The organism is Ktedonobacter sp. SOSP1-85, from assembly GCF_016587415.1.
Classification (GTDB): domain Bacteria; phylum Chloroflexota; class Ktedonobacteria; order Ktedonobacterales; family Ktedonobacteraceae; genus Ktedonobacter.
The window spans coordinates 1,635,762-1,661,671 of record NZ_BNJI01000002.1 but is presented as its reverse complement, the minus strand read 5'-3'; the positions used below and the strand labels follow the sequence as shown (position 1 = coordinate 1,661,671).

General features: G+C 55.6%; 16 protein-coding genes. 15 read left to right on the top strand and 1 reads right to left on the bottom strand.

The window, feature by feature from the left end; translation table 11 throughout:
* Positions 1-10 precede the first annotated feature (10 nt).
* On the top strand, positions 11-1,150 hold the full coding sequence (locus KTE_RS35545) for a phage portal protein (RefSeq protein WP_201390158.1): 1,140 nt from the start codon (positions 11-13) through the stop codon (positions 1,148-1,150).
* 683 nt (positions 1,151-1,833) lie between these two features.
* On the opposite strand, the gene KTE_RS35540 is transcribed toward KTE_RS35545, so the two are convergent.
* The gene (locus tag KTE_RS35540) at positions 1,834-2,070 is read right to left on the bottom strand and encodes a hypothetical protein (RefSeq protein WP_201390156.1); all 237 of its coding nucleotides are present in this window, start codon (positions 2,068-2,070) and stop codon (positions 1,834-1,836) included.
* Positions 2,071-2,330: 260 nt separating this feature from the next.
* On the opposite strand from KTE_RS35540, the gene KTE_RS35535 reads away from it, so the two are divergent.
* From KTE_RS35535 to KTE_RS35465, 14 genes are all read left to right on the top strand, one after another.
* Positions 2,331-3,233, top strand: coding sequence for an aldo/keto reductase (locus tag KTE_RS35535; protein ID WP_236600828.1), 903 nt, complete (start codon positions 2,331-2,333; stop codon positions 3,231-3,233).
* A 150-nt stretch (positions 3,234-3,383) separates the two neighbouring features.
* Positions 3,384-3,575, top strand: coding sequence for a hypothetical protein (locus KTE_RS35530; protein ID WP_201390154.1), 192 nt, complete (start codon positions 3,384-3,386; stop codon positions 3,573-3,575).
* A 603-nt stretch (positions 3,576-4,178) separates the two neighbouring features.
* Positions 4,179-5,426: an RNA-guided endonuclease TnpB family protein gene (locus tag KTE_RS35525; RefSeq protein ID WP_201390152.1), complete on the top strand. Its 1,248-nt coding sequence runs from the start codon at positions 4,179-4,181 to the stop codon at positions 5,424-5,426.
* 412 nt (positions 5,427-5,838) lie between these two features.
* On the top strand, positions 5,839-7,047 hold the full coding sequence (locus KTE_RS35515; RefSeq protein WP_236600827.1) for a type IV secretion system protein: 1,209 nt from the start codon (positions 5,839-5,841) through the stop codon (positions 7,045-7,047).
* A 25-nt stretch (positions 7,048-7,072) separates the two neighbouring features.
* Positions 7,073-7,771: a CHAP domain-containing protein gene (locus KTE_RS35510; protein WP_201390150.1), complete on the top strand. Its 699-nt coding sequence runs from the start codon at positions 7,073-7,075 to the stop codon at positions 7,769-7,771.
* A 24-nt stretch (positions 7,772-7,795) separates the two neighbouring features.
* Entirely contained in the window at positions 7,796-8,185 is a 390-nt protein-coding gene (locus KTE_RS35505; RefSeq protein ID WP_201390148.1) for a hypothetical protein, read from the top strand.
* Positions 8,186-8,215: 30 nt separating this feature from the next.
* Complete coding sequence (locus tag KTE_RS35500) at positions 8,216-8,659, top strand: PrgI family protein (RefSeq protein WP_201390146.1); 444 nt, start codon at positions 8,216-8,218, stop codon at positions 8,657-8,659.
* A gap of 2 nt (positions 8,660-8,661) precedes the next feature.
* Positions 8,662-11,388 carry a VirB4 family type IV secretion system protein gene (locus KTE_RS35495; protein ID WP_201390144.1) on the top strand — a complete coding sequence of 909 codons (2,727 nt, stop codon included), beginning with the start codon at positions 8,662-8,664 and terminating at the stop codon, positions 11,386-11,388.
* Positions 11,385-14,294, top strand: coding sequence for a type IV secretory system conjugative DNA transfer family protein (locus KTE_RS35490; protein ID WP_201390134.1), 2,910 nt, complete (start codon positions 11,385-11,387; stop codon positions 14,292-14,294). The genes KTE_RS35495 and KTE_RS35490 overlap by 4 nt, the downstream gene beginning before the upstream one ends.
* Positions 14,295-14,366: 72 nt before the next feature.
* Positions 14,367-15,134, top strand: coding sequence for a hypothetical protein (locus KTE_RS35485; RefSeq protein ID WP_201390133.1), 768 nt, complete (start codon positions 14,367-14,369; stop codon positions 15,132-15,134).
* Positions 15,135-15,137: 3 nt separating this feature from the next.
* On the top strand, positions 15,138-16,097 hold the full coding sequence (locus tag KTE_RS35480; protein ID WP_201390132.1) for a DUF3102 domain-containing protein: 960 nt from the start codon (positions 15,138-15,140) through the stop codon (positions 16,095-16,097).
* A gap of 252 nt (positions 16,098-16,349) precedes the next feature.
* Positions 16,350-17,084: a winged helix-turn-helix domain-containing protein gene (locus tag KTE_RS35475; protein WP_201390131.1), complete on the top strand. Its 735-nt coding sequence runs from the start codon at positions 16,350-16,352 to the stop codon at positions 17,082-17,084.
* Entirely contained in the window at positions 17,081-21,586 is a 4,506-nt protein-coding gene (locus tag KTE_RS35470; RefSeq protein WP_201390130.1) for an ATP-dependent Clp protease proteolytic subunit, read from the top strand. Before KTE_RS35475 ends, KTE_RS35470 begins: the two co-directional genes overlap by 4 nt.
* Before the next feature lie 297 nt (positions 21,587-21,883).
* Complete coding sequence (locus KTE_RS35465; protein WP_201390129.1) at positions 21,884-25,909, top strand: ATP-dependent Clp protease proteolytic subunit; 4,026 nt, start codon at positions 21,884-21,886, stop codon at positions 25,907-25,909.
* Position 25,910: the final 1 nt, after the last annotated feature.

Here is a 25,910-nt window from a genome sequence, read left to right as displayed (position 1 = left end):
TGGGTGAAGTGTGGAACAGAAGCAGCAGCAGTTATCGTGGTTTGGACGCATACGCCAGGCGGTGAGCGGCGCCACGCTGGGTGCGCGTGTGAGTGAGCAGGTGAATCCCGGCTTTTTCTCCTCGGGGACGGGCGTGGAGGAGGAGCGGCGCTGGGGCTACGTCAGCGGCACGGAGGAGGACTACTACTGGCGGCGCCTCTCGGACAACTTCTACCTGAAGGATCTCGTGCCCTCGGCCTACCTGGAGATGCATAACCAGGTCTATGAGGCCTATCACGCCAACCCTCTGGCCTTCGCCATCATCGAGATGACGACCAGCTTTGTCCTGGGGCGCGGCGTCAAGCTGGATGCCAGCAATAAGCGCGTCAAGAAGGTGCTGGATGAGTTCTGGCAAGCCAACGCCATGGATGAGCGCGTCTACACCATCTGCAATGAGCTGGCCCTGTATGGCGAGATCTTTGTGCGCTACTTCGTCAATCGCTTCGATGGCAGCGTCAAGGTGCGCCTGACCGCCCCCTCGCTTATCGACCAGATCGAGACCGATCCCGAGGATATCGAGACACCGCTACGCTTCCATCGCCGCCCGGTGGGCGAGAGCGCCAGCACGCCCTCCTCGACAACTGGCAGCTTAAAGCTGACCTTCCGCCCGGGCAAGCGCGAGACCGAGGGCGAGTGGTTCGAGGCCGACCGCCAGATGCAGCAGTTTGCCATCAATAAGGTCTCCAACGCCAAGCGTGGCAACTCCGACCTGGCGACGATGCTCCCCTGGCTGCGTCGCTACAAAGACTGGCTGACCGACCGCGTGCGCATCAATAAATATAAAGGGGCCTTCATCTGGGATGTAACCCTGCGCTGCGTCCTTGACCGCGTGCTCGCCGAGGCCCAGAGCGCCGGTCGCCTCGGCGAGAACGTCAATCTCAGCTATGACCTGATCTTCCCCGAGATCGACCTCGACGACAACAAGCAACTGGCCGGGGCCGCTAACGCCCTCACGCAAGCCCTCACCGCCGCCAAGACCCAGGGCTGGCTCAGCGATGAGACCGCCATGCGCCTGCTCTTCAAGTTCGCCGGCGAAGACATCAGCGTCCACGACGAACTGGCCCGCATACGCGGCGAGCAAGCGCCTGGTCCGGTAGAGCGACGCTGCTAAAGCACGCGTCTTCATATAATGGCACGGAAAGGGCCGCCGCTCATGCAGGAGGGGCCTGCCATCATCATGCGACAGGCCCGCCGCCCGTGCAGGTGAGAAAAGGATGTCCGCCCTTTAGAGCAATGTACAGAAAGGTTGATTTCGTGCTCCGTCCGACGCGTGCTTCAGCAGCGTCGTCCCTCCACGGCTCAATGCTACTGCATACTGCTATAGTCTTATTCTAGCCTGCCATCTGGCATTAAGGCGCTGCCTATGCCGATAGGGATGGAGTTCGAATCCTGTCACATCGTTTACTAAACAACAAGAAAAGCCAACCGGAGATGGCCGGCCTTTCCCGACCTCTTCAATCATGCATTGGTTGGAAGTTCTTGCTGCCGAGTCAAACGTTTGGTAAGCTTCCTCACGCCTGCCTCCACTCCGCAATACCCTCCAACCATCCAGGCAACCAGACCACCAAAGAAGAAATCTGGGCTTCCTCGCTAGCATCCAGCGCAAAGTAGATACACGTGAGCACCAGGCCTAATTGCAACTAATCGCACCAGCCTGTTGAAAAAGTCCGAATAATCTCATCATTTGGTCTTTTGAGCACAAATCTTGAGCGTAAAAGACAGTGTTGTTAACCGCTATGCTCATCCATGAATGACTTTTTCAACAGGCTGCGCACTTTAGGTGAAGCTCTTCTACTACAAAGGTTTTTTGATTAAAAGCCAATACCTATGCCCTGCTGCAAATATCCGGTTGTTTTGAAGACCATGCCACGCTCTCGAAGTCTCGTCGCGTCCTGCAACTTTCAGGGCCTGCCGCCACGTTTCCGCTACATCCAGCGCCCGAGCCCATCCTGCCAGAAGTTCCACACCGAGGTTCACTCTTTGCACCTTGATCATACCCACGATGTCGTTCCACTCTGCATCATCGCTCATACCATTAGCCCGCACAAGAGAAACCAGATAAAAACACCAAAGCTTAAAGAGAATCATTGCACTGGCTGAAGCAACGGAGAAGGGGGCCTTGACTGAGAGCGCGCTCTAAGGTGTAGGCTTCGATCTATGAATACGTGGAGGAGATACGCAGCCAGTCAGATGCGTCGTCTGTTGTGTGACAGATGCATATCTGGTTTGCTTTTGTCGATCTTTCTGCACGTTTTGTGGTGTGATTGTGCCTTCAGAAAGGAAAAAAGGATATGATGGAGAACAGAAACGAGCGGAGCGCGGCAGCAAGCGGTACATTTGCGATTGGTGGTGATTTGCCGGTCTCTCGCCTCAGCTTTGGGGCAATGCGCCTCACTGGCGACGGTATCTGGGGCCCGCCAAAGGAGAAGGATGCCGCAATCGCTGTCTTGAAGCGCGCACTGGACCTAGGGATCACCCTGATTGATACCGCCGAAGCGTATGGACCCGAGATCAGTGAGTCCTTGATTGCCGAAGCTCTCTACCCCTATCCAAAGGGCCTGGTTATTGCCACCAAGGGAGGTTTACTACGTACTGGTCCCAACCAGTTTCGACCGGACGGACGCCCACAGCGCCTGCGCCAGGATCTGGAAGGCAGCTTGCGACGTCTGCGCGTTGATCAGATCGACGTGTATCAATTGCATTATCCTGATCCCAACGTACCGTTTGAAGATTCAGTAGGTGAGATCGCCAAGATGAAAGCGGAGGGTAAGATCCGCCATGTCGGCCTCTCCAATGTGACCATTGATCAGCTTATGGTGGCGCAGAAGATTGTGCCCATTGTGACGGTGCAAAACCACTACAATCTGGCGCAACCGCAGGCCGTGGGGATAGACGCTCGGCAGACCGCAGCTTTGATCGATCTGTGCGCACGCGAGAACATCGGCTTTATCCCCTGGCATCCTCGATCGGTCGGCGACTTGGCACATCCAGGGAGTGTCCTGGATCAGATTGCCAGGCGCTACAACGCACAATTCGGCCAGATTGCCCTGGCATGGCTGCTGAAACGCTCACCAACGATCTTGCCCATTCCCGGCACCACTTCGATCAAGCACCTTGAAGAGAACGTCGAAGCTGCCAAGATCAGACTGAGTCAGGACGAGTTCGAGGAGATTCGCCGCATTGCTCACGCGTAGGACGTACTCTCTTGTGGTTACCAACGCAGATAACAGCAGTAAGAAGAAAGGCAACTCAGTTGGCGACTGAATTGCCTTCCCTCTCATCTTTATAATCAACGAGGGTTACTCAAGGTTAGCAAGCGTGCCTGGTCCTCCAATGGCCGCTATGTGGCAGACTTCTACCTTAGTAGTAACCAGATCTACATCTGGGATCTCGCGAACTCACGCCCTCAAAAGACCAGCAACGGTTTCAAGTTGCCCGACCTATCCTTTGGCAAAAACAATGGACACACGATATCTTCGATCTTTCCTGGTCGCCTGACGGTCGTCCTGGGCTCTGCCTCGCCGATCATTCAGTGATCATCTGGCAAGTCGATGCGGAATAGGTTTGCTGAGGTCAACGGCGTCTCGTACTCCCAATGCTCGGTATAGAAGAATGAGACGGCGTGTACAGCCTCACCCAGGAGAAAATTCACGACTGCCCATACTTTTCCCTACGCTTCTCCAGTGATGTGCTGGTGCAGGAATAAACAACACTACAACAAAAAGGTCGATCTTCTGAGAACAGGTCTACGATTGTGGAAGATCATAGACCTCTGCTCGAAACGTCGACCCTTCTGGAGAAGGTCGATCTTCCTTCCGATAAAAAGTCTAACATTGGCGAGAATACGAGACCTTTGCTCAAAACGTCGACTCTTGCGAAAATACTCGACCTTCTAGAAACAAGCCTACAATCGTTGAAGATCATAGACCTTTAGCACAAGAAAAGGTCGACGTTTCTGCGCAACAAACGCAGACCCGAGAGAGCCATACGCATACACGCGCGCACGCGCGTGATGAATTCACCAAACTCCGCCGCCGGATGCCCCTGTTTTCAAACATGGGGAGGAAGGCGGCGTTCCTTTTGGGCTGGGTGGGCGGAGATATTGCCGGTTTCCTCCTCCTGCGAAAGAAGAGCAATGTATGAGCACCGTCAAACGCGCCTATCGTTATCGCTTCTCTCCTACGGACGAGCAAAAACAACAGCTCGCCCGCACGTTTGGTTGCTGCCGATTTGTCTACAACTGGGCACTTGCTTTACGCCAACAGACGTATCAGCAGACCGGGCATGGCTTGCCCTATACGTCTCTGGACGCACAGATGACCGTGCTCCGACACCAGGAGCAGACCGCATTTCTCTCCGAGGTGTCCTGTGTGCCACTGCAACAGAGCTTGCGGCACCTCATGCGAGCCTACACCAACTTCTTCGAGGGACGCGCCGATTTCCCCACCTTCAAGAAACGGCAAGGACCGCAATCGGCCACCTATACCCGCTCTGCGTTTTCCTACAAAGGCGGCATGCTCACGCTTGCCAAGATGGAGGAACCGCTTGCTATCCGCTGGTCGCGTCCACTTCCAGATGGTGCGAACCCCTCCAGCGTGACAGTCTCCAGAGATCAAACGGGCCGCTATTTTGTCTCGCTCTTGGTCGAGGAAGACATAACTCCGTTGCCAAAGAAAGAGAAGCTGATCGGCATCGATCTCGGCCTCAAAACAATGGCAGCCACCTCGGACGGCCAGACCTTCCCGAACCCCAAGTATGCAGCACGCGATGAAAAGAAACTGGCGAGAGCGCAGAGGCGGCTTTCCCGCACACAGAAGGGGTCGAAGAACCGCGAGAAGCAACGACGCCGCGTGGCCAAGATCCATGCCCGCATCGCTGACAAGCGCAGACACCACCAGCACCAGCTTTCGACGCACTTGATCCGTGAAAACCAAACGATCGTGGTTGAGAGCCTGGCAGTTAAGAACATGATGCAGCACCCAACCCTTGCCAAAGCGATTGCCGACGTGGGTTGGGGTGAGTTCGTGCGGCAGCTTGAATATAAGGCTGCTTGGTATGGAAGAACGCTGATCAAAATTGATCGGTTCTACCCGTCCAGCAAAACGTGCTCGTGTTGCAGGCATGTGATTGACTCCTTAGACTTAGATGTTCGCGAGTGGACGTGCTCGATGTGTGGCACACATCACGATCGCGACCAAAACGCTGCGAAATCCATCCTGGCCGAAGGGCTGCGATGGTTGGCCGAGGAACACGCGGCCACTGCCTGTGGAGGAGCGATAAGACCAAACCTGAATGGCAACCAGGGAAGGCACGCTCCGGTGAAGCAGGAACCGGGGTTGGTGACGGCTCCGGGAAATCCCCCGGTTTCAACCGTGGGGATCTGTTAATCATCTCATATATTCTCTTTCACAAAAAAGAAACATGAAAATAATGACAGTGAAGTGAGTACATATCACCTCACACAAAAACAAATCAGCCATTTCGCTATGGTTGGCACTGATGAGCAATCAGGTCGATAGTCTCCATCCTTCAGGGCTGCAGTTGAAGGTCTCTCTGCACTTCCGGTAGCAGAAGAGACCTCTTTCGCTGCTGGCAAGGAGTTGCTCCCGATGTATCGGCCTCAACGTGCGCCTCGAGTGAATATACAGACACACCTCGCACCCATGTGGCTCTGACTTCGCCCGAAACTGGGAAGAACTTCGCCCGACATTGGGTGGTTTTCCTCTTCCCATTTCATACCCTCGTTGAGTACACTTACCCCTGACACAGAGAGATCAACAACGAAGAAGGAGCTACTCGATGTCTCGCCTGTTTACTCGCGCCTTACTCTCACTCATGACAAGAAGACCGTATGTCATACTCACACGCTGGGGAGGTATTGTTCTGCTTGTGATAGCGGGGATGCTGCTCACTGCTCATGTACCTGCTCCCTATGGCACATCTCCCGCCGTTCAGGGGACCTCGCTTTCTGCCACCTCCGTCACACAGGCAGGTGGAAGCGAATATAGAAGTATGCCTCTCAGCCCATCCTCTTCACAGCAAGCCTTTGCCTGTGGCATCGGGGATGTGGCCTGCTACAGCAATGAGTTTCTGGCCAATCTGACCGAGCAGATCTGGAACATCGTACGTCCCATCATCGAGCTCTTCATGCAGAATCCCTTCAATTTCCTGTCCCAGACCCCGGCGCTCGCCACCTATGACAACAGCCAGATCCAGCAGATGGTGAGCTGGGAACTGGGCTTCCTGGATACCGCCGTGGTCGTCCTGGTTGGCTTCCTGGCCTACAACGTACTCATTGGACGCAGCATCGGCGTGCCCATGCCCTCCTTGCATGAAGCGCTCCCACGGCTCTGCGTGGCCTTCCTTGCCGCCCACATCAGCCTGTATGTGTGTCGACTCATCATCGATTTCAACAATGCCCTTTGCCTGGGGGTCGACGAGCTATTTCTTCATTCCTTTCTCAAAGACACCCTCTCCCTGATGATCAATTTCGTGGGACAAACACCCGACCAGGTCGCCATCGGGTTCTTGCTGCGCGTCTGGTTTGTGGTTTTTCTCTTCTGGCACATGCTCTGGCTCGCCTGGCAGATGCTCGTCCGACTGGCAGTCGTCGCATTGCTCACCGCCCTCTCCCCCCTGGGACTGCTTTGTCTGGCGCTGCCACAAACCCAGCGCTGGGGCCAGATCTGGCTCTCTGCCTTTGTCTCCACCGTCATGATCCAATTTATCCAGATCACCGCGCTCAGCCTGGGAGGGCTCCTGGTGAGCTACAGCACCAGCATCCAGATCAGCACAGGCCCAGTCGCGGGGCTCGACACGATCATCCAGCAGATTGTGGCGCTTCTTCTGAGTGGGGCCATGTTCTACCTGGTCCCGCGCTTGCCCTCCATGATCCAGAACTATGCCCTGCGCCCGATCTTGCAGGCGCAACAGCAAGCAGACACCGCCCAATCGCAGGTCACCACCCAGGTCGAGTCGATGGCCATTCGAGCCATCGCGGCCCTCTAAGCGAAAGGAAGAAAGGTGAGAAAGGATGCTCAAGTTCCTTCTTCTTGGCGGCATGGTCCTTGTTGTGTTTGGGATGTTTGGCACAAGCATGACCGTGGCGATGGACGCACAGGCTCAGGGAGTCCCTCAGACAGCATATCCCGGTCTCCCAACCATTGACACTTCAGGCTCGGGGAAACGTGGCGAAGTGATGCAATGGGCGCTCAAGATGGCGGCCCACCTTCATTGTACCCCTGCTCGCCTTCCTACCGATTGCCAGGGCAGTGGCGCTGACCACTACTACGACGCGGGTTTCCCGCCTGAGATCATCGCGTGGGCCAACGCGCACTGCCCCGGATGTGCTTCCTGGCAGCCAGACACCTTTCAGTGCGTGGTGTTCGTCATCGCCGCCTATGCCTATGTTCAGCCACTCCCCGTCCAGGGCCAGAATGCCAATCAGTACTGGGAGCACTTTGCCAGTGAGCCGGGTTGGCAACGCCTGCCTGCGCGTGGGAACCTCCCACAACCTGGCGATATTATGGCCTGGAATGGAGGGGCCTACGGACATGTCAGTATTGTCCTTGGCGTTGCCCCTCACCATACCGCCATCACCTTTGCCCAGGCCAATGGCGAATTCCCGGTTCAAACGCTTCCTCTCAACCCGGATGGATCTGTCAATACTCAGAATGGGTACTGGAATGCCTTTGAGGTGGTGGGCTACCTCCACCCCCTCACCCTTTCCTAAATTCAGCATGAAAAGGAGAACACGATGATTACCATGATTTACTGGCACCCGGTGCTCGCTGCCACCGTGGTGCGGGTCCTGGAAGGCCTGCCTGCGCTTCACCTTGTGGTCTGGCTCGCTGACCCTCCCATTCCCCATCCCCTCTTTCCACTCGCCATAGCAGCCGCTGGGGGAGGAGGAGGGGATGCCACCACCATCACCCAGTTTTTCAAAAATCTCTACGACAACGGCATCAAGCCCGTGGCCTATGCCGTCGCCCTCTTCTTCTTTGCGTGGGGAGCGATCGGTCTCATGTTTCCTCATGAACGATCCCAGGATCACGCGAAGGCCGCGCTCTACCGCGCCCTGGGAGGGCTGGCCCTCGTGTTGCTCGCCACGGCCATCTCGTCCATCATCAATAACGCCGCCCCTTGAGGGGGTATATATGAAAGGAGCTTTTTTGCAATGACATCGACCCACACGACAGAGGTATCTACCAGACGCCAGACCTACACCGTGCCCACGCACATGAACGAACCTGATAAGCTGCTCTTTGGGCTCACCGCACGCCAGTTGTTGCTCCTCATCACGGGCGCAAGCCTGGCCTATGCCACCTGGCTGCAAGTGCTGACCTGGGCCATCGCCTGGGGAGGAGGGTTTCTCTGGAGCCGAGGACTCGCGTTTCTGGCCGTACTCCCACTGGTGCTGGTGACACTGGCTGGTGCCTTTCTCCAGATTGCCGATCGCCCCCTGGAACTCTGGGTCCTGGTGTGGATACGCGCGCATCTCTCCCCGGGAACTGCTGTATGGCGCAGCGCCAAATGGGACGCAGCCGAGGAGCGTCGTCTTCACACGCACAACAGCGCCCATATGCGAGAGGGCCAGCATGACCACGAACAGGAGGGATAGTTATGATCGTGCATGATGATCAGCCTACCAACGACCCATCACTCCTCGCAGCACAGCAGGAGCGTTCCCAGACGGAAAAGATTCGGTCAGCACGCCCGCAACGTTCACCTCGTGCTCGTCGCCAGCATCGACGGAAACATGGGAGCGTGCAGCAGCAATTTGTCTTGCTCGATCACATTGTTCAGGATGTACAGGTCAATCGTGCTCCCCTCTCAGAGGGACCGCAGGAACGTGACTATCTGGCAGCCCTTGAGATTCGAGCCACCAACTACACGCTGAAATCTCAAGAGGAGCGCTCGACGATGATGCTGGCCTTTCGCGCACTGCTGCGTTCACTGCGTTTTCCCATCCAGATCCTCATTCGTTCGAAGCGTATGGATCTCTCCTCCTATGTGGAAGAGCTTCATGCCCACGAGGGCCTCTGGCAAGGAGAAGCCTCCGCAATCGCCCTCTCGCATGAACGCGCTATGCGTCTGCTTGGAGCTGAGCGTACCCTCATCGATCGCCGCTTTTACCTCCTGCTCACCGCCGATCAAGAAAACACACAGAACACCTGGAACAGCTCCCTCTGGCGCCTGCTCAGCCGTCGAGCCCGGAAGCGTACGCGACAGGCGCGTCTGGACGAGGCCCAACAGATCCTCGCGACACGCGTTCAGGCGATACAGCATCAACTGGCCGCGATGGGGTTACTCAGCCACCGCCTGGCAGGCAAAGAACTGGCCGATCTGGCGCATGGCGCGCTCCAGGGAGAGCAGGTGCTGCGCTTTCCGCTGCCTGAGCGCATCTTCGCGCTCTCCGACAAACCCTTCGCGCGTCCAGCCCTTGACGTGCTCTCGCCCTCGTCCCAGGAGGAAGAGGCAGCGTTCGATCCGTACGCCGTCGAGATGGAGGAGGCCCTGCTCTTGCCCTCGGCCCGCGACCGGTTGTTGGCCCCTGCTGACCTTATGGCCCTCAAAGACCTGCTGGCCCCGGAAAGCGTGCGCGTCACCCCACGCTATCTGCAGGTTGGCGCGGAATATGTGCGTGGGCTCGCCGTCGTCGGGTTCCCGCGCGAAATTGTGGAGGGGTGCCTCTCGCCGCTGCTCGCCTGTGATGAGATCTTTGATCTCTCTTTCCATTTCTCGCCCCAAAACACTGCCGAGTTCGTCAAACGGCTCCTCTTCCGCAAAGAGCAGTACGCCTCCACCCAGCGCATGAACCTGCATCGAGGTAGGCAGCAGGACCCTACCCTCCAGGTTGCTGAAGCCGATGTGACGGCACTCATTGGGCCGCTGGCATCCGGGGAAGAGAGCATGCTGGAGATGGGGTTCTACCTGCTCGTCCGTGCGCCAGATCTCACCACGCTTAACGCGCGCACCGAGCGCCTGCGCCAGATCCTGCATCAGCATCTCTTTGTCGCCCATCCAACCACCCTGGAACATGCTGAAGCTTTCCGCGCGTGCCAACCGACCTGTACGGATACGCTGGGGCGCACCTTCACGACAACCAGCACTATCGCCGCCTGCACCTTTCCCTTCATGAGTGAGTCGTTCGCCATGCAGGACGGCACCTTTGTGGGCGTGACCACCAGTGGTGAACCCGTCCTGCTCAATCCCTGGGCGCTGGAAAGCCCACACGAATTCTGGGGTGGGGTGACTGGCAGTGGAAAATCCTATGCCGTCAAGTTGTGGCTGTTGCATCAACGTTTCCGCCATCCCGACACCCAGGTGCTCATTCTTGATCCATCGCGCGAATATGAGCGCCTGGTCGACGTGTTTGGGGGAACCGTCCTTCGCCTCTCTCCAGGCTCCGAGCACGCCATCAATCCCTTTGATGTGCTACCCCAGGGCGTCGACATGGACTGGTATGTCACCACCCAGCGGCGTGGAGATCGGCTCGCGGAAAAGATGACGCAGTTGCACGCCTTCCTGGATCTGCTGCTCGCGGAATACATCCCTCATCCCACCACGCTCTCTGCGCGTGAGAAGGCCTTCCTGGATCGGGCCTTCTATGAGTGCTACCGGCGGGTGGGCATCACGGCAGACCCACGCACCCATGATCGACAGGCCCCCTTCCTGCGCGATCTCTACGATGTCCTCAAAAGCGGGGTCGTTGGCCAGGATGACTATGGCCTCGCCGACCGGCTGGAGCGCTACGTCCATGGCAGCCTGTCCGGCCTCTTCAATCGCCAGACCAGTGTGACGCTTGAAACGTCGCTCATCAGCTTTGATGTGAGCGAACTCCGTGGCAGTCGAGAACTGCGTCCCATCGGGATGTTTTTGATCGCGGAACTCATCTGGTCGCAGGCCCTTTTTCATCCACGCCCCAGGCGGTGCTACATCGATGAGGCCTGGTCCCTCATCGCACACGAGGAAGGGGGGCGCTTTCTGGAACGCCTGGCACGTGAGGCGCGCAAGCATTACCTGAGCCTGGTCACCATCACCCAGAATCCGGAGCAATTCATTCTCAACCCGTACGGCAACATCATCGCGCAGAACGCGCTCATCAAAGTCTTAAAACGCCTGGATAGTGTTGGCGCTCAGGCCGCTCGTGAGGCTTTTGGCTTGACACAGGAAGAAGAGCAGTTGCTGCTCTCCATGCCGCAAAACCGGGCCTTGCTCTCCGTTGGCTCCAAGCGCATGCTGGTTGAAATGAATGCCTCACCTGAAGAGCATGCCCTGATCACCACTGACCCGCAAGAACTGGCAGTTCAACGCCAGCAGGTCCATGAGAAAGCAGGCAAGAAATGACATCCATCTGGCCGTTTTCGCAAGCAACAAGCAAACCCTCTCTCGCCCGCATCATCCCTGCTCGCGGGATAACGCTGGTTGAACGCAGCGCCCTGGAAGGCACCATACAATCCCTGGTGCTGCAAGGAAGCGCGCTCGCTCTGGAAATCGCAAGCACACCTGCAGACACACAGCAGGCACGCAGCGCGCAGTTTCTGCTACGTGCACCATCTGAAGACGCCTTACGTGCCGCGACACGGCAGATCCAGGTGCGCTATCCCCAGGCTATCGTGTGCCACGTCCCCCCAGAAGAAGATCCCTTCGAGGTGGAGACATTTGCGTTTGTCAGCGCGATGGAACTGCGAGCCGGGGGCGCAGCCTATGAGACACTGCGTTCCTGGTCTCCTGGAAAGCCACATGAACAAGGGATCGATCCGTTGCTCGGGGTGCTCACCACGCTTGAGCATCTTCCCGCCGGGATACGCGCAGTCACCCAACTGGCACTCACTCCGCTGCCGCCGACCTGGGCACGCAAGTATCAACGCTTCTCCGTCGAGCATCCGCTTGAAGAAGAGCGAGAGCAACGTCGAGAGACGCAATCACGCCTGCGCCGAGGCGCACCAGGCTGGGAACAGATTGTGCTCCTGGGCATCGCGGTAGGGCTCCTGCTCATCTGGAATTATGGTCAGGAGCATCATCTTTTCCCCTCGTGGCTTCAAGAGGATGTGCTCAGTCTCCTGCATGGCACCCTCCCCCATCTCTCCCTTTCCCAGCAAGCCATCCTTGGGATAGGGCTCGTGGTGGGAATTACACTGCTTGCGGGAACGATCAGAGGGATACATTGGCTGGGAGAGCGTCTGTTTGGGAGGACAAGATACTATGACATGAAACGGGTAGCCGAGAAAATTGGCAAGAGTGCCTACCGGGCGCGTTTACGTGTCTACCTCATCGAAGAGGCTCCTCAGACGGATGCCCATTCAACACAACCGCTCGTGCGCAACCACACCATCAGAGCGCGGCTCGCGTCCTCCTGGCAAGCGTTTCAGTGGAAACGAGCACAACAACGACGCCATCAACAGATCCATGCCACCCTCGTTGCCGCCTACAGGCACTGCCACACCTCGACAGCCTACTTCACCTCCCACAAGCTCTCGACACATCACGCCCAGCGCCTGACCCAGAAAGGTACCTGGTGGCGAGGTCTACAACGGGGTTCGCTCTTTCTTACCGGAGAAGAAGTAGCGACCCTCTGGCATCTACCACCTGGCGACCACTTGAGTGAAGGGACTAATGTGGAACAACGGCAAGAACGCTCGCTCCTCGCTCCCCATGTGCTCACAACTGGGAACGGGTGGCAGCTTGGCACATCTACCCATGCTGGCAGAAGGGTACCGGTACGCTTTCCTCCTTCGGAACTCCTCACGCACAAATTCGTGATTGGGCGCACCGGCAAAGGCAAGAGTACCCTTTTTCATCACCTGGCACTGGCCCACCTCTCCACCTGCCCCCAACCACACGCCGGACTCTGTGTCATCGAGCCGCATGGTGATTTGATTGAAGATCTTCTGGGATTACTGCCATCCGAACGAGAAGAGGGGGTCGTCCTTCTTGATTTGCATCAACAGGGATTTCCTCCTGGGATCAACCCCCTTGATGCCACGCAGGTCGCGTCCCTGGAAGAAGCAGACCTCATTGTCAGTCATCTTTTGACGACTTTCAAAGGCATCTGGAGCACCGCCTGGGGACCGCGTGTGGAAAATGTCATGCGATTTTCGCTGAAGACGGTGTTAGAGGCGAACCGGACGCTCGTACATACGGACCCCCACCAGGGTCCGGCGCAACAATACACCCTGCTTGATCTCACGGTCTTGCTCAACAAGCAGAGTTTTCGCGCACGCGTCCTCGATTTGGTGGAGGATGTCCACGTGCTTGACTGGTGGCACCAGTATTATGAACGTCTTGATGCCAGGATGCAGGATGAGATTACCACGCCCGTGCTCACGAAAATCTCGGCCTACGCCAGCGCACCGATCTCACGGCGGCTGCTTGGGCAACCCACCTCCACCATTGATTTTCGTCGTGTGGTGGAAGAGAACCAGATCCTACTCGTCAATACGGCAAGCGGGCATGTCGGTCAGGATGTCTCCTCGCTCATTGGGGCCTCCATCCTGGGACTCTTCTCAGCGGCGCTCTCGCGGCAGCTCTCTCTCCCACCAGCGGAACGCAACACCTTTTTGCTCCTGGTCGACGAATTTAAGAATTACCCGGTCAATTATGGCACCATCCTGAGCGAATTGCGCAAAGCGGGTACCTTTCTGGTTCTGGCCACTCAATCCCTGGCCCAACTCGATGTCGTCGACCGGGCCTTGCGTCCAACTGTGTTTGCCAATGCCGACCATCTCTTTGTCTTTACACTCGCCGGAGAAGATGCCTACTTGCTGCGGCACGAACTGGGGCATCTCTTGAGTCCTGAAGACGTGACCAACCTTCCCGACTACACCTGCTACGCGCGCTGGTCGCTCAACGGACAGCGGCTCCCGTTCTTTTCCCTTGCCCTTGACCTCCCCCCGTCCGGGAGTGGAGAGCAAGCCGAGCGTCTACGCGAGCACTCCGCCCTCCGCCACGGCCGACCGGTCGATGAGGTCGACGCCCTGCTTGAAACACTCAACGCCCGCCATGGGACCCATGGACGCAAGAAAGAGCACACCCATGAACCGACACAAACATCAGCAGCACAGGCAGGGCCAGTCACACGTGCCCAGGAAACGGATGTGGCACCACCATCATCGCCCTCGCCTGACGTCACACTCCTCCCGGTGGCACAAACGATCACAGCATCACCTCCGGGCGAGAAACGCGTCCGCATCCGCCGGCCGAAAGCGGAGATGACGCCATCATCACTACCCGGTGATGGGCACCCTCATTAGCGGCAGGCTCTTCACGACAAGGAAGGCGAACACCATTATTAGCGAGATTATCATAGAAAGGACGCCACACAGATGCATCTTTTTTCATCTTCTCTTCACACGCAAGTAGGGACACAGGAACAGAGCGAGGAGCGCATTCTCGAACAGTATGCCGAACGCCAGGCCCTCTCGGCAATACGCGGCGCAAACTTTACCCAGTGCCTGGCACTGCATCAGCTTCCGGCAGACCTTGAACTGGTCGATCCACGTGGAAGATCGTTTCTCTTGCACGGGAAAGACCTCTGTAACGAGCGAACCTGGAATAAGTTTCTTGCTTCGCTTCCACACCCCATGAATCTGCTCTCCCTGACGCAGAACACAGAGCAGCTTGCCAGGCTCTACCGCACCTGGCTCATCACCAAATACACACAGCGCTATCGCTGGCTCAGCACACCTGCGCAAATCAAGTGGTTTGAACAGGTCACTGCCCTGGTTGTCATACGCAAGATAATGGAAGCCAAACATCATGCCTGGACCTATGAGCAAAACGAGCACGCCTTTGCCGACGCCTGGTGCGCCACTGAGATGAGCAACCTCATGGCACTGAGTGCTATGACCGCGGAAATCGCCAAAGCCATTCACCATATCGTGAAGCAACCCGAGCAGGCCAAAGAGATGATTGAACAGCTTTTTGATATGCAAGCCACCCGTCTGCGAGAGAACCCGTTTCAGATGCGCCAGCCACTGCCTCCACTTCCCCCGCTGCCTGAAGGCGTTGCTCTCCCACAAGCACTCCTTCCTCGTATCGCCCACCATACAGAAGAGGCAGAGGTATCGTCCTCGGTTTCAGGAAAGGAGTGAGTCATGACTATGCAAACGCCCCGACAACAGGATGCGCAAGAAGCAGATCAGCAGCTTGCGTTCGACTACTCCCTTCTCGATGAAGAGACACGTCACTTTGTGTATCAGAAGACAGTTGAGACACAAGGGTATCTGAAACGAACAGCCGAAGATGTCGTACACATTGGACTCAATCTTCGTGCCGTCAAAGATTGCCTTCCCCATGGGCACTTTATGGCCTGGGCGAAAAGCGAACTGGGGCTCAGTCGACAAAGCTGCCAGAACTTTATGCGCGTGGCAGAGCGCTTTGGGGAACGCATCCATCGATTCGGTGCGATCCCCATCAGCGCTCTGTATGAGCTGCTTGATGCACCTGAGGATGTGCTCAGACAGATTGAAGAACAGCAGATCCCGCTCACACGCCCGGCTGTGCGAGCAGCCAAAGAGCAGGCCCGTCAGGGAACAGTCGAAGAACATCACCTCACTGCGTCATCAGAGCAGATGCCAGACGACACGGCATTGCTCCAGCTTCGCCAACGGATCATGCTCCTGGAACAGGAACGCCTGCAACTGAGCCAGGAAGTCGAGTGCCACAAGCAAAAGGAACGCGAGGAGCCCGTTCTCCCAGCGCAGGTACAGCAACATATACAGGCGTTAGAGCAACAGGTAAGGGAGTTAAGCGCCCAACGCGAAACACTCTCACGACATCTTGCCAGCGCGACCTCTCAGGCACGAGAAAGCGTGCTTGAGCGCAATACCTTGAGCCACGTGCAGCAGACCCGAACGCGTTGGCGAGAGATCACGACGGAATTTCTGCGAGGCGGGGGATTGTTACTCTCAAGCATGCCTTCTGCCCTGATGCTTGACACCTTTGAGGCGGAAGATTGGGCCAGACTGGAACAGGTCGAACAGATCCTGGCGCAACTACTGCAGGCAGTCGATCGGACCCATCATTTTTCGTCTCATACCGTTGAGGCCGGCTAATAATAGTTCTCAGTTCGTCAGAATAGGCAAAGATGTGACACTCCCCCTGGATTTTATCAGGGGGATTCTTCTTTCTTCAAGGAATGTGCGATTGAGGACATGGCTCTTCCGTCAGAAAGTCCCGAAGCTTTTTCATGGCATTTCCATCCCGTTTCCATCCTGTGACCATAGTCATAGACGCCTATGATAGACTACACTAAAAAAGAGAAAGAAGCGAAAAGCCTTCTCAATCACAGATGAGGGAGAAGAGACGTGGACGTACTTTTGCCGTTTCTAGACATATCTGGACCCGATGGACAGCAGTTTCAGGTAGAATTGGAAAAAGATATGGTGACCATTGGGCGTTTCGAGCAATTCAATGATATCGCCCTCTCTCCCGATCCCCAGCAACTGATCACCCGTAAAGTGCATTGTACCCTTGAGCATAATCTCTACGGCTGGTGGGTCGTCGACAATGGCAGCGTCAACCGCACGTTTGTACGTCGTGGAAATGACGTGCAGGTGGTACAGGGCCGGGCCTTGCTCAGCGAGGGGGACAGCATTCGCATCCTGGGGACATTAAGCGAGACGGGCGAGCCAGGCTACTGGGAACTCACCTTCAGCGATCCGCTGGGGACGCGTCCTTCGGGTCCACCACTGCAGGTCGCGTATCTGGAATACGATTGGATCCAGGCTCGACTCTATCGTATCGAGGGTTCCAAGCAGCAGGAGATTCACGAGTTACGGCCTCAAGAGCATAAATTGATCCGCTATATGGCACAGCGCAACCAAAGCAATGGCCATGTCTCCGTGATGTGCTCCTACGAAGAACTGCTTGCCGCCGTGTGGGGAGAGGACGCCTACCACACCGAGGGGGACATCAATCACCTGATCTGGGAACTGCGCAAGAAGCTCGAACCCGATCCCAAAGCGCCGCGTTTTCTTGAGACGGTACGCGGGTTGGGCTATCGGCTGGTCACCTCACCCAGAGGGAAGGAGGAAGCATGAACAGTCAGCGTTGGCTAGATCGTCTACGGCGTCGCAAGCCTGATCAGCAGAGAACTACTCAGGCTACCCAATCATCGCCATCCATGCCATTCCCTCAGTCTACGGACAAGGGCGACCAAACTTCCACTATGAGCGTCAGTGAACAGCGGGCTGCGCAAGAGTACCACGTGCCGCCACCAGGCACTCCTGCTGTACAAAAAGACGCCCAGGGAGCGGCCTGGCATGTCGGAGAGGAACTGCTCAATCAATACGAGGTGATGGGCATTTTGGGTGAAGGTGGGATGGGTATGGTTTATAAGGTCCATCACCGGGGATGGAATATAGATTTGGCGGTTAAAAGTCCTCAGCCCGCTCTGTTTGCCAGAGCGGGCGGTAAAGAGAACTTCATCCGTGAAGCGGAAACCTGGGTCAATCTGCCCCTGCATCCTCACATCGTGAGTTGCTACTACGTGCGCCTCATCGATGAGGTTCCACGCATCTTTGCCGAATATGTGGCAGGAGGGAACCTGGCAGACTGGATTGGCAGCCGTCGCCTCTATGAGGGGGGACATCAGCAAGCCCTGGAGCGGATGCTTGACATCGCCATTCAGTTTGCCTGGGGACTGCATACCGCCCACGAACAGGGATTGGTGCATCAGGATATCAAACCCGCCAATGTGATGATGACGCCGGATGGGGTCGTCAAAGTAACCGATTTCGGCCTGGCGAAGGCACGAGCGATGGCGGGTGAGCAAGGAAGTGAAGAGGACAATGGTCAGTCCAGCATCCTGGTGAGTTCTCGTGGTATGACCCCGGCTTACTGCTCCCCCGAACAGGCAGCAGGCAAAGCGCTGAGCCGCAAGACAGACATGTGGAGCTGGGGGGTCTCGGTGTTAGAAATGTGGGTGGGAGAGGTGACATGGCGCAGCGGAATCCTGGCGCGTGAAGTACTGGCAAGCTATAAACCCCAGGACGCAGCCATTCCCCCACTACCTGCCGGGCTAGTGACATTGCTCGCACGCTGCTTTGAGTCGCGTCCAGAGAGCCGCCCAGCGACCATGTTGGAGATGGCAACAACACTCCTGGAGATCTATGCTCGCGAGATTAGGCGGGCCTATCCACGGAAAGCGCCGCAAGCAACCAGGATGCAAGCAGATACACTCAATAACCGGGCACTCTCGCTCTATGATCTGGGGAAAGTTGAAGCAGCGCTCCAGGTCTGGGAGCAGGCATTGCAGATAGACCCGCAGCACCTGGAGACAACGTATAATCGGGGGATCATACTCTGGCGGCAAGGAGAATTGACTGACGATAGATTGCTCCTTCAGCTTGAAACAGCACGCGCAATCTGTCGCCATCGCTGGCAAGCAGATAGGATGCTTGCCCAGGTTCACCTGGAACAAGGAGCAGTCGATAAAGCGCTTCCATTGCTCAGAGAGGCCTCAAACCAAGCTCCTACAGAGAAAGAAGTCCAAAAGCTTTTTACATTGGCTCAGGCACAAATAGAAGACGCAATCAACTACCCCTATCCGCTTACTTTCCATGTTGATACTCATTTTGTAGCCATTTCATTGAGCCTGAGTGCCAATGGACACTGGCTGGCTACTAGTAGCGGTAATGGCATTGTGCGCTTGTGGGAGGCAAGCAAAGGTCGCTGCATGCATACGTTGCAGAGCTACGGCGATAGAGTAGAGACCGCGTGTCTCAGCGCCGATGGACGCTGGCTCGCCTCTGGGAGTGAACATGGAACAGTGTGTCTATGGGAAGTGAACACGGGACGTTGCGTACATATCCTTCAAAGCCACACTGATAGAATAAACACCATAAGTCTGAGTGCCGATGGGCACTGGCTCGTCTCGGGGAGCACTGATAAAACGATACGTCTGTGGGAAGTGAGTACCGGACGCTGTGTACACACAGTTGTGGGCCATACTGGCTCTGTGACTTCAGTGAGCCTGAGTGCCGATGGGCACTGGCTCGTCTCGGGGAGCACTGATAAAACGATACGCTTGTGGGAAGTGAGTACCGGACGCTGCTTGTATGTCTTTCAGGACCATACTACCGAGGTAACATCAGTAAGTTTGAGTGCCGATGGACGCTGGCTCGTCTCAGCAGATCGTCGTGCCGTGCGTTTGTGGGAGGTGCACACCGGGCGCTGTATACGCACCTTCGAGGGCCATATAAGATCGGTAACGTCAGTAAGTTTGAGTGCCGATGGACGCTGGCTCGTCTCAACAGATCGTCGTGCCGTACGTTTGTGGGAGGTACACACCGGGCGTTGCCTGCGTACCTTGCAAGAGCATACCAGTAGAGCTGATTTGCTTCCCCCCCTGAGCCTGAGTGCCGATGGGAACTGGCTTGCCTCGGGCTCTCAGGAGGTTGTGTATCTGTGGAAGCTCAATGATTCTGATTTCAGTTGTACTTTCTATCCATCGCTCGCACGTTCTTATACAGATGTTGCACAGACTGAACACCATGCATCCCAACTGATAAAGCAAGCTGAGCAAGCTTTGAGAGAGAAGCATTTTTCTGTAGCATTACACCTCTTGCGTCAATTGCGAGCATTACCTGGATGGGAACGCCATCCTGAAAGCAAGGAAGCATGGAATAAACTTTCAGCTGTTTGCCTACGCAGCAGCCTCCATGCAAGTTGGTTAACCAGAACCTTCAATGAGAAAACAGACTCTGTACATCTAAGTGCGGATACCTGTCTGTTCGCCGCAGGCAACGCTGATAAAACGATACGCTTGTGGGAAGTGAGTACAGGGCGCTGTGTACGCACGTTTGTGGGCCACGATGATAGAGTAAAGACTGTGAGTCTGAGTGCCGATGGGCACTGGCTCGTCTCGGGAAGCGCTGATAAAACGATACGCTTGTGGGAAGTGAGTACCGGACGCTGTGTACGCATGTTTATGGGTCACGACGACGACGTCATTTTCGCAAGTCTCTATACTGATGGGCGCTGGCTCGTCTCGAGCAGCAGAGATAAGACCATGCGGCTGTGGGAGGTAAGCACAGGACGCTGTGTGCGTATCATTCAAGGACATTTTACTCAAGTGAGCATGAGTATTGATGGGTGCTGGCTCATCTCGAGTGGCAAGGGCGGGATTGTGTCCCTCTGGGAAATGAGCACGGGACGCTGTCCACGTACCTTTGAGGATCCGACAGGACTGGTAGATTCTGTGAGTCTGAGTACCGATGGTCGTTGGTTTGCCACTGCCAGTGGGGATCATGCTGTACACCTCTGGGAGGTAAGCACAGGGCGCTGTGTACGCACGTTTGTGGGCCATACCGGTCTCATTTATACCGTAAGGCTGAGTGCTGATGGGCGCTGGCTCGTCTCTGGCAGTATAGATAAGACCATGAGGCTCTGGGAGGTAAGCACAGGGCGCTGTGTACGCACCTTCGAGGGTCATGTGTTGTCAATGAGCATGAGTACCGATGGGCGCTGGCTCGTCTCTAGAAATGCAAAAAACATACAGTTGTGGGAACTCGACTGGGAACTCGAAGCCCATGCATCCGCCGATTGGGATGAAGGCGCTCGTCCCTATCTGGAGACCTTTCTTACTCAACATACGCCTTATGCAGCTGAACTTCCACAGGAACGCGAGCCGACGGAACAGGAGATCCAGCAAGCACTCACCCGCCAGGGCACACCTAGTTGGAACGAAGAAGATTTTCAAAGGTTGATCCGACAAATGCAATACGTCGGCTATGGCTGGCTGCGACCAGAAGGCGTGCTCAAGCAGCTTACATCTATGGTACGTGAACGGCAAAGTCCATCACACCCTTTAAACGAAAAAGGAAAGAGAGATAACGATAAGCGTATGGTAGGGCAAGATCTTTTCTCGCAAAGTAACAAGACAAACGAACAAAGGCTACCTGATATGAAATGGACACCAACAGCGGATGAATTACAAAAGATCCTGAAACGTCAAAACCAGCAGATGCTAGAAGATCCCTATAAGATCAACAATAATCATCTTCCCCCTCATTTAGCGCATAAGCGCATTATCTCTATTGACACTCCCATCGAGGAGACGACGGCACAGAGCGTGATAACTCAGTTATTCTACCTGCAAAATGTAGATGCGACCAGGGATATCCACCTGTACCTCAACTCACCCGGTGGCAATATCTATGCCGGACTGGCGATCTACGATGCCATACAATCTCTCCAGCCAGCGGTTGCCACCTATTGTCTCGGTCAGGCGCGTGGCTTCGCCGCACTCCTGCTCGCTGCAGGGAAAAAGGGTCAGCGATACGCACTGCCAACGAGCACAATTGGTCTGACCCAGGTCTCTATTGGAGACAATCCAGCTGATATCGAGATCACGGCTCGTGAGATATTACGCTTGCGCCGCCTCCTGATAGATCTCTTTGTCGAACATACCAGACAAAACGACGCGACGATTCGTGAGGATATGGATCGTGGGATCGCTCTATCGGCAAAAGATGCGATCACCTATGGATTTGTTGATAGGGTTATTGACTCACTAGAAGAACCTGCAAAGCCAGATTAAGAGCAGATCGTCATTTGAACAACTGATCCTGATACTTTGAGATAGAGACAGTTTTAACGCCTATTTTAGGCCTAGAGCAAGAAGAATACGAGAGAAAATCATTTTAGAGTTTATTACAGCTTCTTCATGGAGGGATCTATGAGCCACTTCTTTCCCCTTTCTCTTCTGTCTTGGTGTTACACTGCTGTTCCTTATCTGCATCGGCTGGTATCTTACTGCTGATTACATACTCCAAGGATGGCCAATCCGGTATGCAGGTTGAGCTATCGGCTCATCACTCAGAGTAAAGGAGGGAACATGAACAAGCAAAATTGGCAGAAGGGGGACGTGCTGCTTGAGCAGTACGAGGTGCTGGGTACCCTGGGAGAAGGGGGCATGGGCACGGTCTACAAAGTGCACCATCGAGGCTGGAGCATTGATCTGGCTGTCAAAAGTCCTCAACCCGAGATCTTTGCCAGAGCGGGCGGTAAAGAGAACTTCATCCGTGAAGCGGAAACCTGGGTCAATCTGCCCCTGTATCCCCACATCGTGAGTTGCTACTATGTGCGCATCATCGATGAGATCCCGCGCATCTTTGCCGAATATGTGGCAGGAGGGAGCCTGGGGGACTGGATTGGCAGCCGTCGCCTCTATGAGGGGGGACATCAGCAAGCCCTGGAGCGGATGCTTGACATTGCCATTCAGTTTGCCTGGGGTCTGCACACCGCCCATGAACAGGGTCTGGTACACCAGGACATCAAACCTGCCAATGTGATGATGACGCCGGAGGGAGTTACCAAAGTCACCGATTTCGGTCTGGCGAGGGCACGGGCGATGGCGGGTGAGCAAGGAAGTGAAGAGGACAATGGTCGGCGAAGTATTCTGGTGAGTTCTCGTGGTATGACTCCGGCCTACTGCTCCCCCGAACAGGCAGCAGGCAAAGCGCTGAGCCGCAAAACCGACATCTGGAGTTGGGGAGTCTCGATCCTGGAGATGTTTATGGGAGAAGTGACCTGGCGCAGCGGGGTACTGGCACGTGAGGTGCTCTCAAGCTATGAACCCCAGGATGTGGCCATTCCGCCACTCCCTGCTGAGCTAGTGACGTTGCTTGCCCGCTGCTTTGCGTCGCGGCCAGAGGAGCGGCCAGCGACCATGCTGGAGGTGGCTGCAACCTTACAGGAGATCTATGCTCATAAGATCGGGCAAGCTTATCCACGGGAAGAACCTCGACTGGCAGAAGCTCTGGCCGATACACTCAATAACCAGGCACTCTCTCTATATGACCTGGGCAAGATCGAAGATGCGAAGCAACTCTGGAGGCAAGCACTACAGACCGATCCTCATCACCTTGAGGCCACCTACAATCAGGGAATGATCCTTTGGCGAGCAGGACAAATGACCGATGAGAATCTGGTGCATCAACTAGAAATGCTTCTGGGTGTGCAGGATCAGCGCTGGAAAGCTGCATATTTTCTGGCTCAGGTCCATTTGGAGCGGGGAGATGTAGACACAGCCCGCCCTCTGCTGAAGGAGGCCGCGATGCAGGCTCCAGCGGGGAGCGAGTTACCTCTGCATCTCGAAAAGATAACAAGTGGTCGTATGCCTACTAACCGCTGCATACGCACCCTCGAGGGCCATGCTGGTGGAGTTTTCTCACTAAGTTTGAGCGCCGATGGACGCTGGCTCGCTTCAGGAAGCGAAGATCAAACTATCCGACTGTGGGAAGTGAGCAGTGGAAGGTGTGTGCGTATCTTCCAGGGCCATACCGATGGAGTACACTCCGTGAGTTTGAGCGCCGATGGACGTTGGCTCGCTTCAGGAAGTGGATGGAACGATGCGACGGTGCGGTTGTGGGAGGTGAGCAGTGGAAGGTGTGCGCGTATCTTCCAGGGCCAAACTTATGGAGTACGCTCCGTGAGTTTGAGCACCGATGGGCGCTGGCTCGTCTGGGGAAGCACATTGGATGATACGACGGTGCGGCTGTGGGAGGTAAGTAGTGGGCAATGTGTACACACTTTCGAGGGTCATACCAGCTCTGTGGGTTCAGTGAGTCTGAGCAGAGATGGCCATTGGCTCGTAACGGGGAGTCATGATCGAACTATCCGGGTATGGGATATAGACACTGAGCGCTGTATACGTGCCTTCGAGGGCCATACCGACTCCGTAATGTCAGTGAGCTTAAGTGGGGATGGGCGCTGGCTCGTCTCGGGAAGCGCATTGAAAGATGCGACAATTCGACTGTGGGAGGTAAACAGTGGACGCTGTTTATGGGTCTTTGGGGGGCTCTTTGGCGTGGTTACCTCAGTAAGTTTGAGTGCTGATGGACGCTGGCTTGTCTCGAATGGGTGGGATCGCGTTGCGCGATTGTGGGAGGTAAGAACGGGGAGATGTGTATGTACCTTCCGGGGGGCTCCATCTGGCGTCAGCGCAACATGTCTGAGTTCAGATGGGCGTTTGCTGGCCATAGGACAGATCGACGGAACTGTACAATTATGGCGGATTGAAGGCCTGGGCCTTTACGGTTCATTGCACCCCTCGCGCGCGCACTCCTCTGTCACCGTTGCTCAGACAGAAAGTCGCGCAGAACAATTGCTAAAACAGGCAAAACAAATGTGCGCAGAAACACGCTTTGCGACAGCGCTCAACCTGCTACGAGAGTTACGAGCATTGCCAGGCTGGGAACATCACCCAAAGAGTCGGAAGGCATGGGAGAGGCTTTCACGCTATTGCGCACGGGGTAGCTTCCTTGCCTCCTGGCAAAAAGGGATTCTCCAAGGCCATGCGGATGAGGTGAGTTCCGTGAGCTTGAGCGGGGACGGACGCTGGCTCGTCTCAGGAAGCCATGACCGAACTGTGCGGGTATGGGAGGTAAGCAGTGGACGCTGCGTGCATACTTTTGAGGGCCTTGATCGCAAGGCTACTTCTGTACGTCTGAGTCCAGAAGGGCATTGGCTTGCCTCTACGGGAAGCCTGCGAGTGTGGGAAGAGCATAGTGGGTGGAGTATGCGTACTTTTCAAGGCGTAGGTTCGGAAAGCCTGAGTGCCGACGGGCACTGGCTCGCCTCGGGAGAGGCTGATGGGAGTGTGCAGCTATGGGAGGTGAGCAGCGGGCGCTGTGTACGTAGCTTTGAGGGGCATACAGGCAGTGTAACCTCCGTGAGCCTGAGTGCTGATGGGCACTGGCTCGTCTCAGGAAGCCATGACCGAACTGTGCGATTATGGGAGGTGAACAGCGGGCGTTGTGTATATACCTTTAAGGGACACACTGGCAATGTAACCTCCGTGAGCCTGAGTGCCGATGGACGCTGGCTCGTCTCGGGAAGCGAGGACAAGAGCATACATCTATGGGAACTGGAGTGGGAACTGGAGGCTCGTGATCCTGCTGATTGGGATGAAAGTGCTCGCATTTACCTGGAAATCTTTCTCACCCAACAGATCCTCGATGGAGGCACGCTCTTGAAAGACAGCGAGTCTCCCAAACAGGAACTCAAACGAACGGTCATGGGCCGGTGGGTTCCGACATGGACCGAGGAGGAATTTCAAGGGCTGATCCGCCACTTACAGTACGTGGGCTATGGCTGGCTACGACCAGAAGGAATCCGTAGACAACTTGAACACATGGAGCGCGAACGTCAGGGGCTGGCTCCATTGCTGGGTGAAAAGGAAAAGAATAATGATGAGTGTATGGTAGGGCATGATCGCCCCTCCAAAGAAAAAAGGACACTCGAGAACAATCCTCACAACACATATTGGATGCCGAAATATGATGACGTCCTGACACTCCTGAAAAATCAACACGAGACCAGCAATAGATACCTTTTCCCCCATTTACTCAAACATCGTATCATCCTTATTAATACGCCTATAGAGGATAGGGTCGCCAACAGCGTTATTGCTCAGTTGCTTTATCTTCAGAGCGAAGATGCTACCAGAGACATTCACCTATATATCAATTCGCATGGTGGTGATATCTATTCTGTACTGGCAATCTACGAAACCATGCAATTTCTCGGGCCAAGAATTGCAACCTACTGTATCAGCCAGGTGAGTGGTTCGGCAACGCTTCTTCTGACTGCAGGGGCAAAAGGCAAGCGCGCTGCCATTACAAACAGTACAATTGGACTCGACTACGGTCCAGTTGATATCAATATCTCCGCTCGAGACATATTACGCTTGCGTCGTCACCTTGTAGACATCTTTGCCAAACGGACCGGACAAGCCGATGCAACGCTTCGCGAGGATATGGATCGTGGGATTATGCTGTCAGCAAAAGATGCGATCACCTGTGGCTTTATTGATGCGGTTATTGACTCACTGGAAGAGCCTTCAAATTCCGATGCATAGA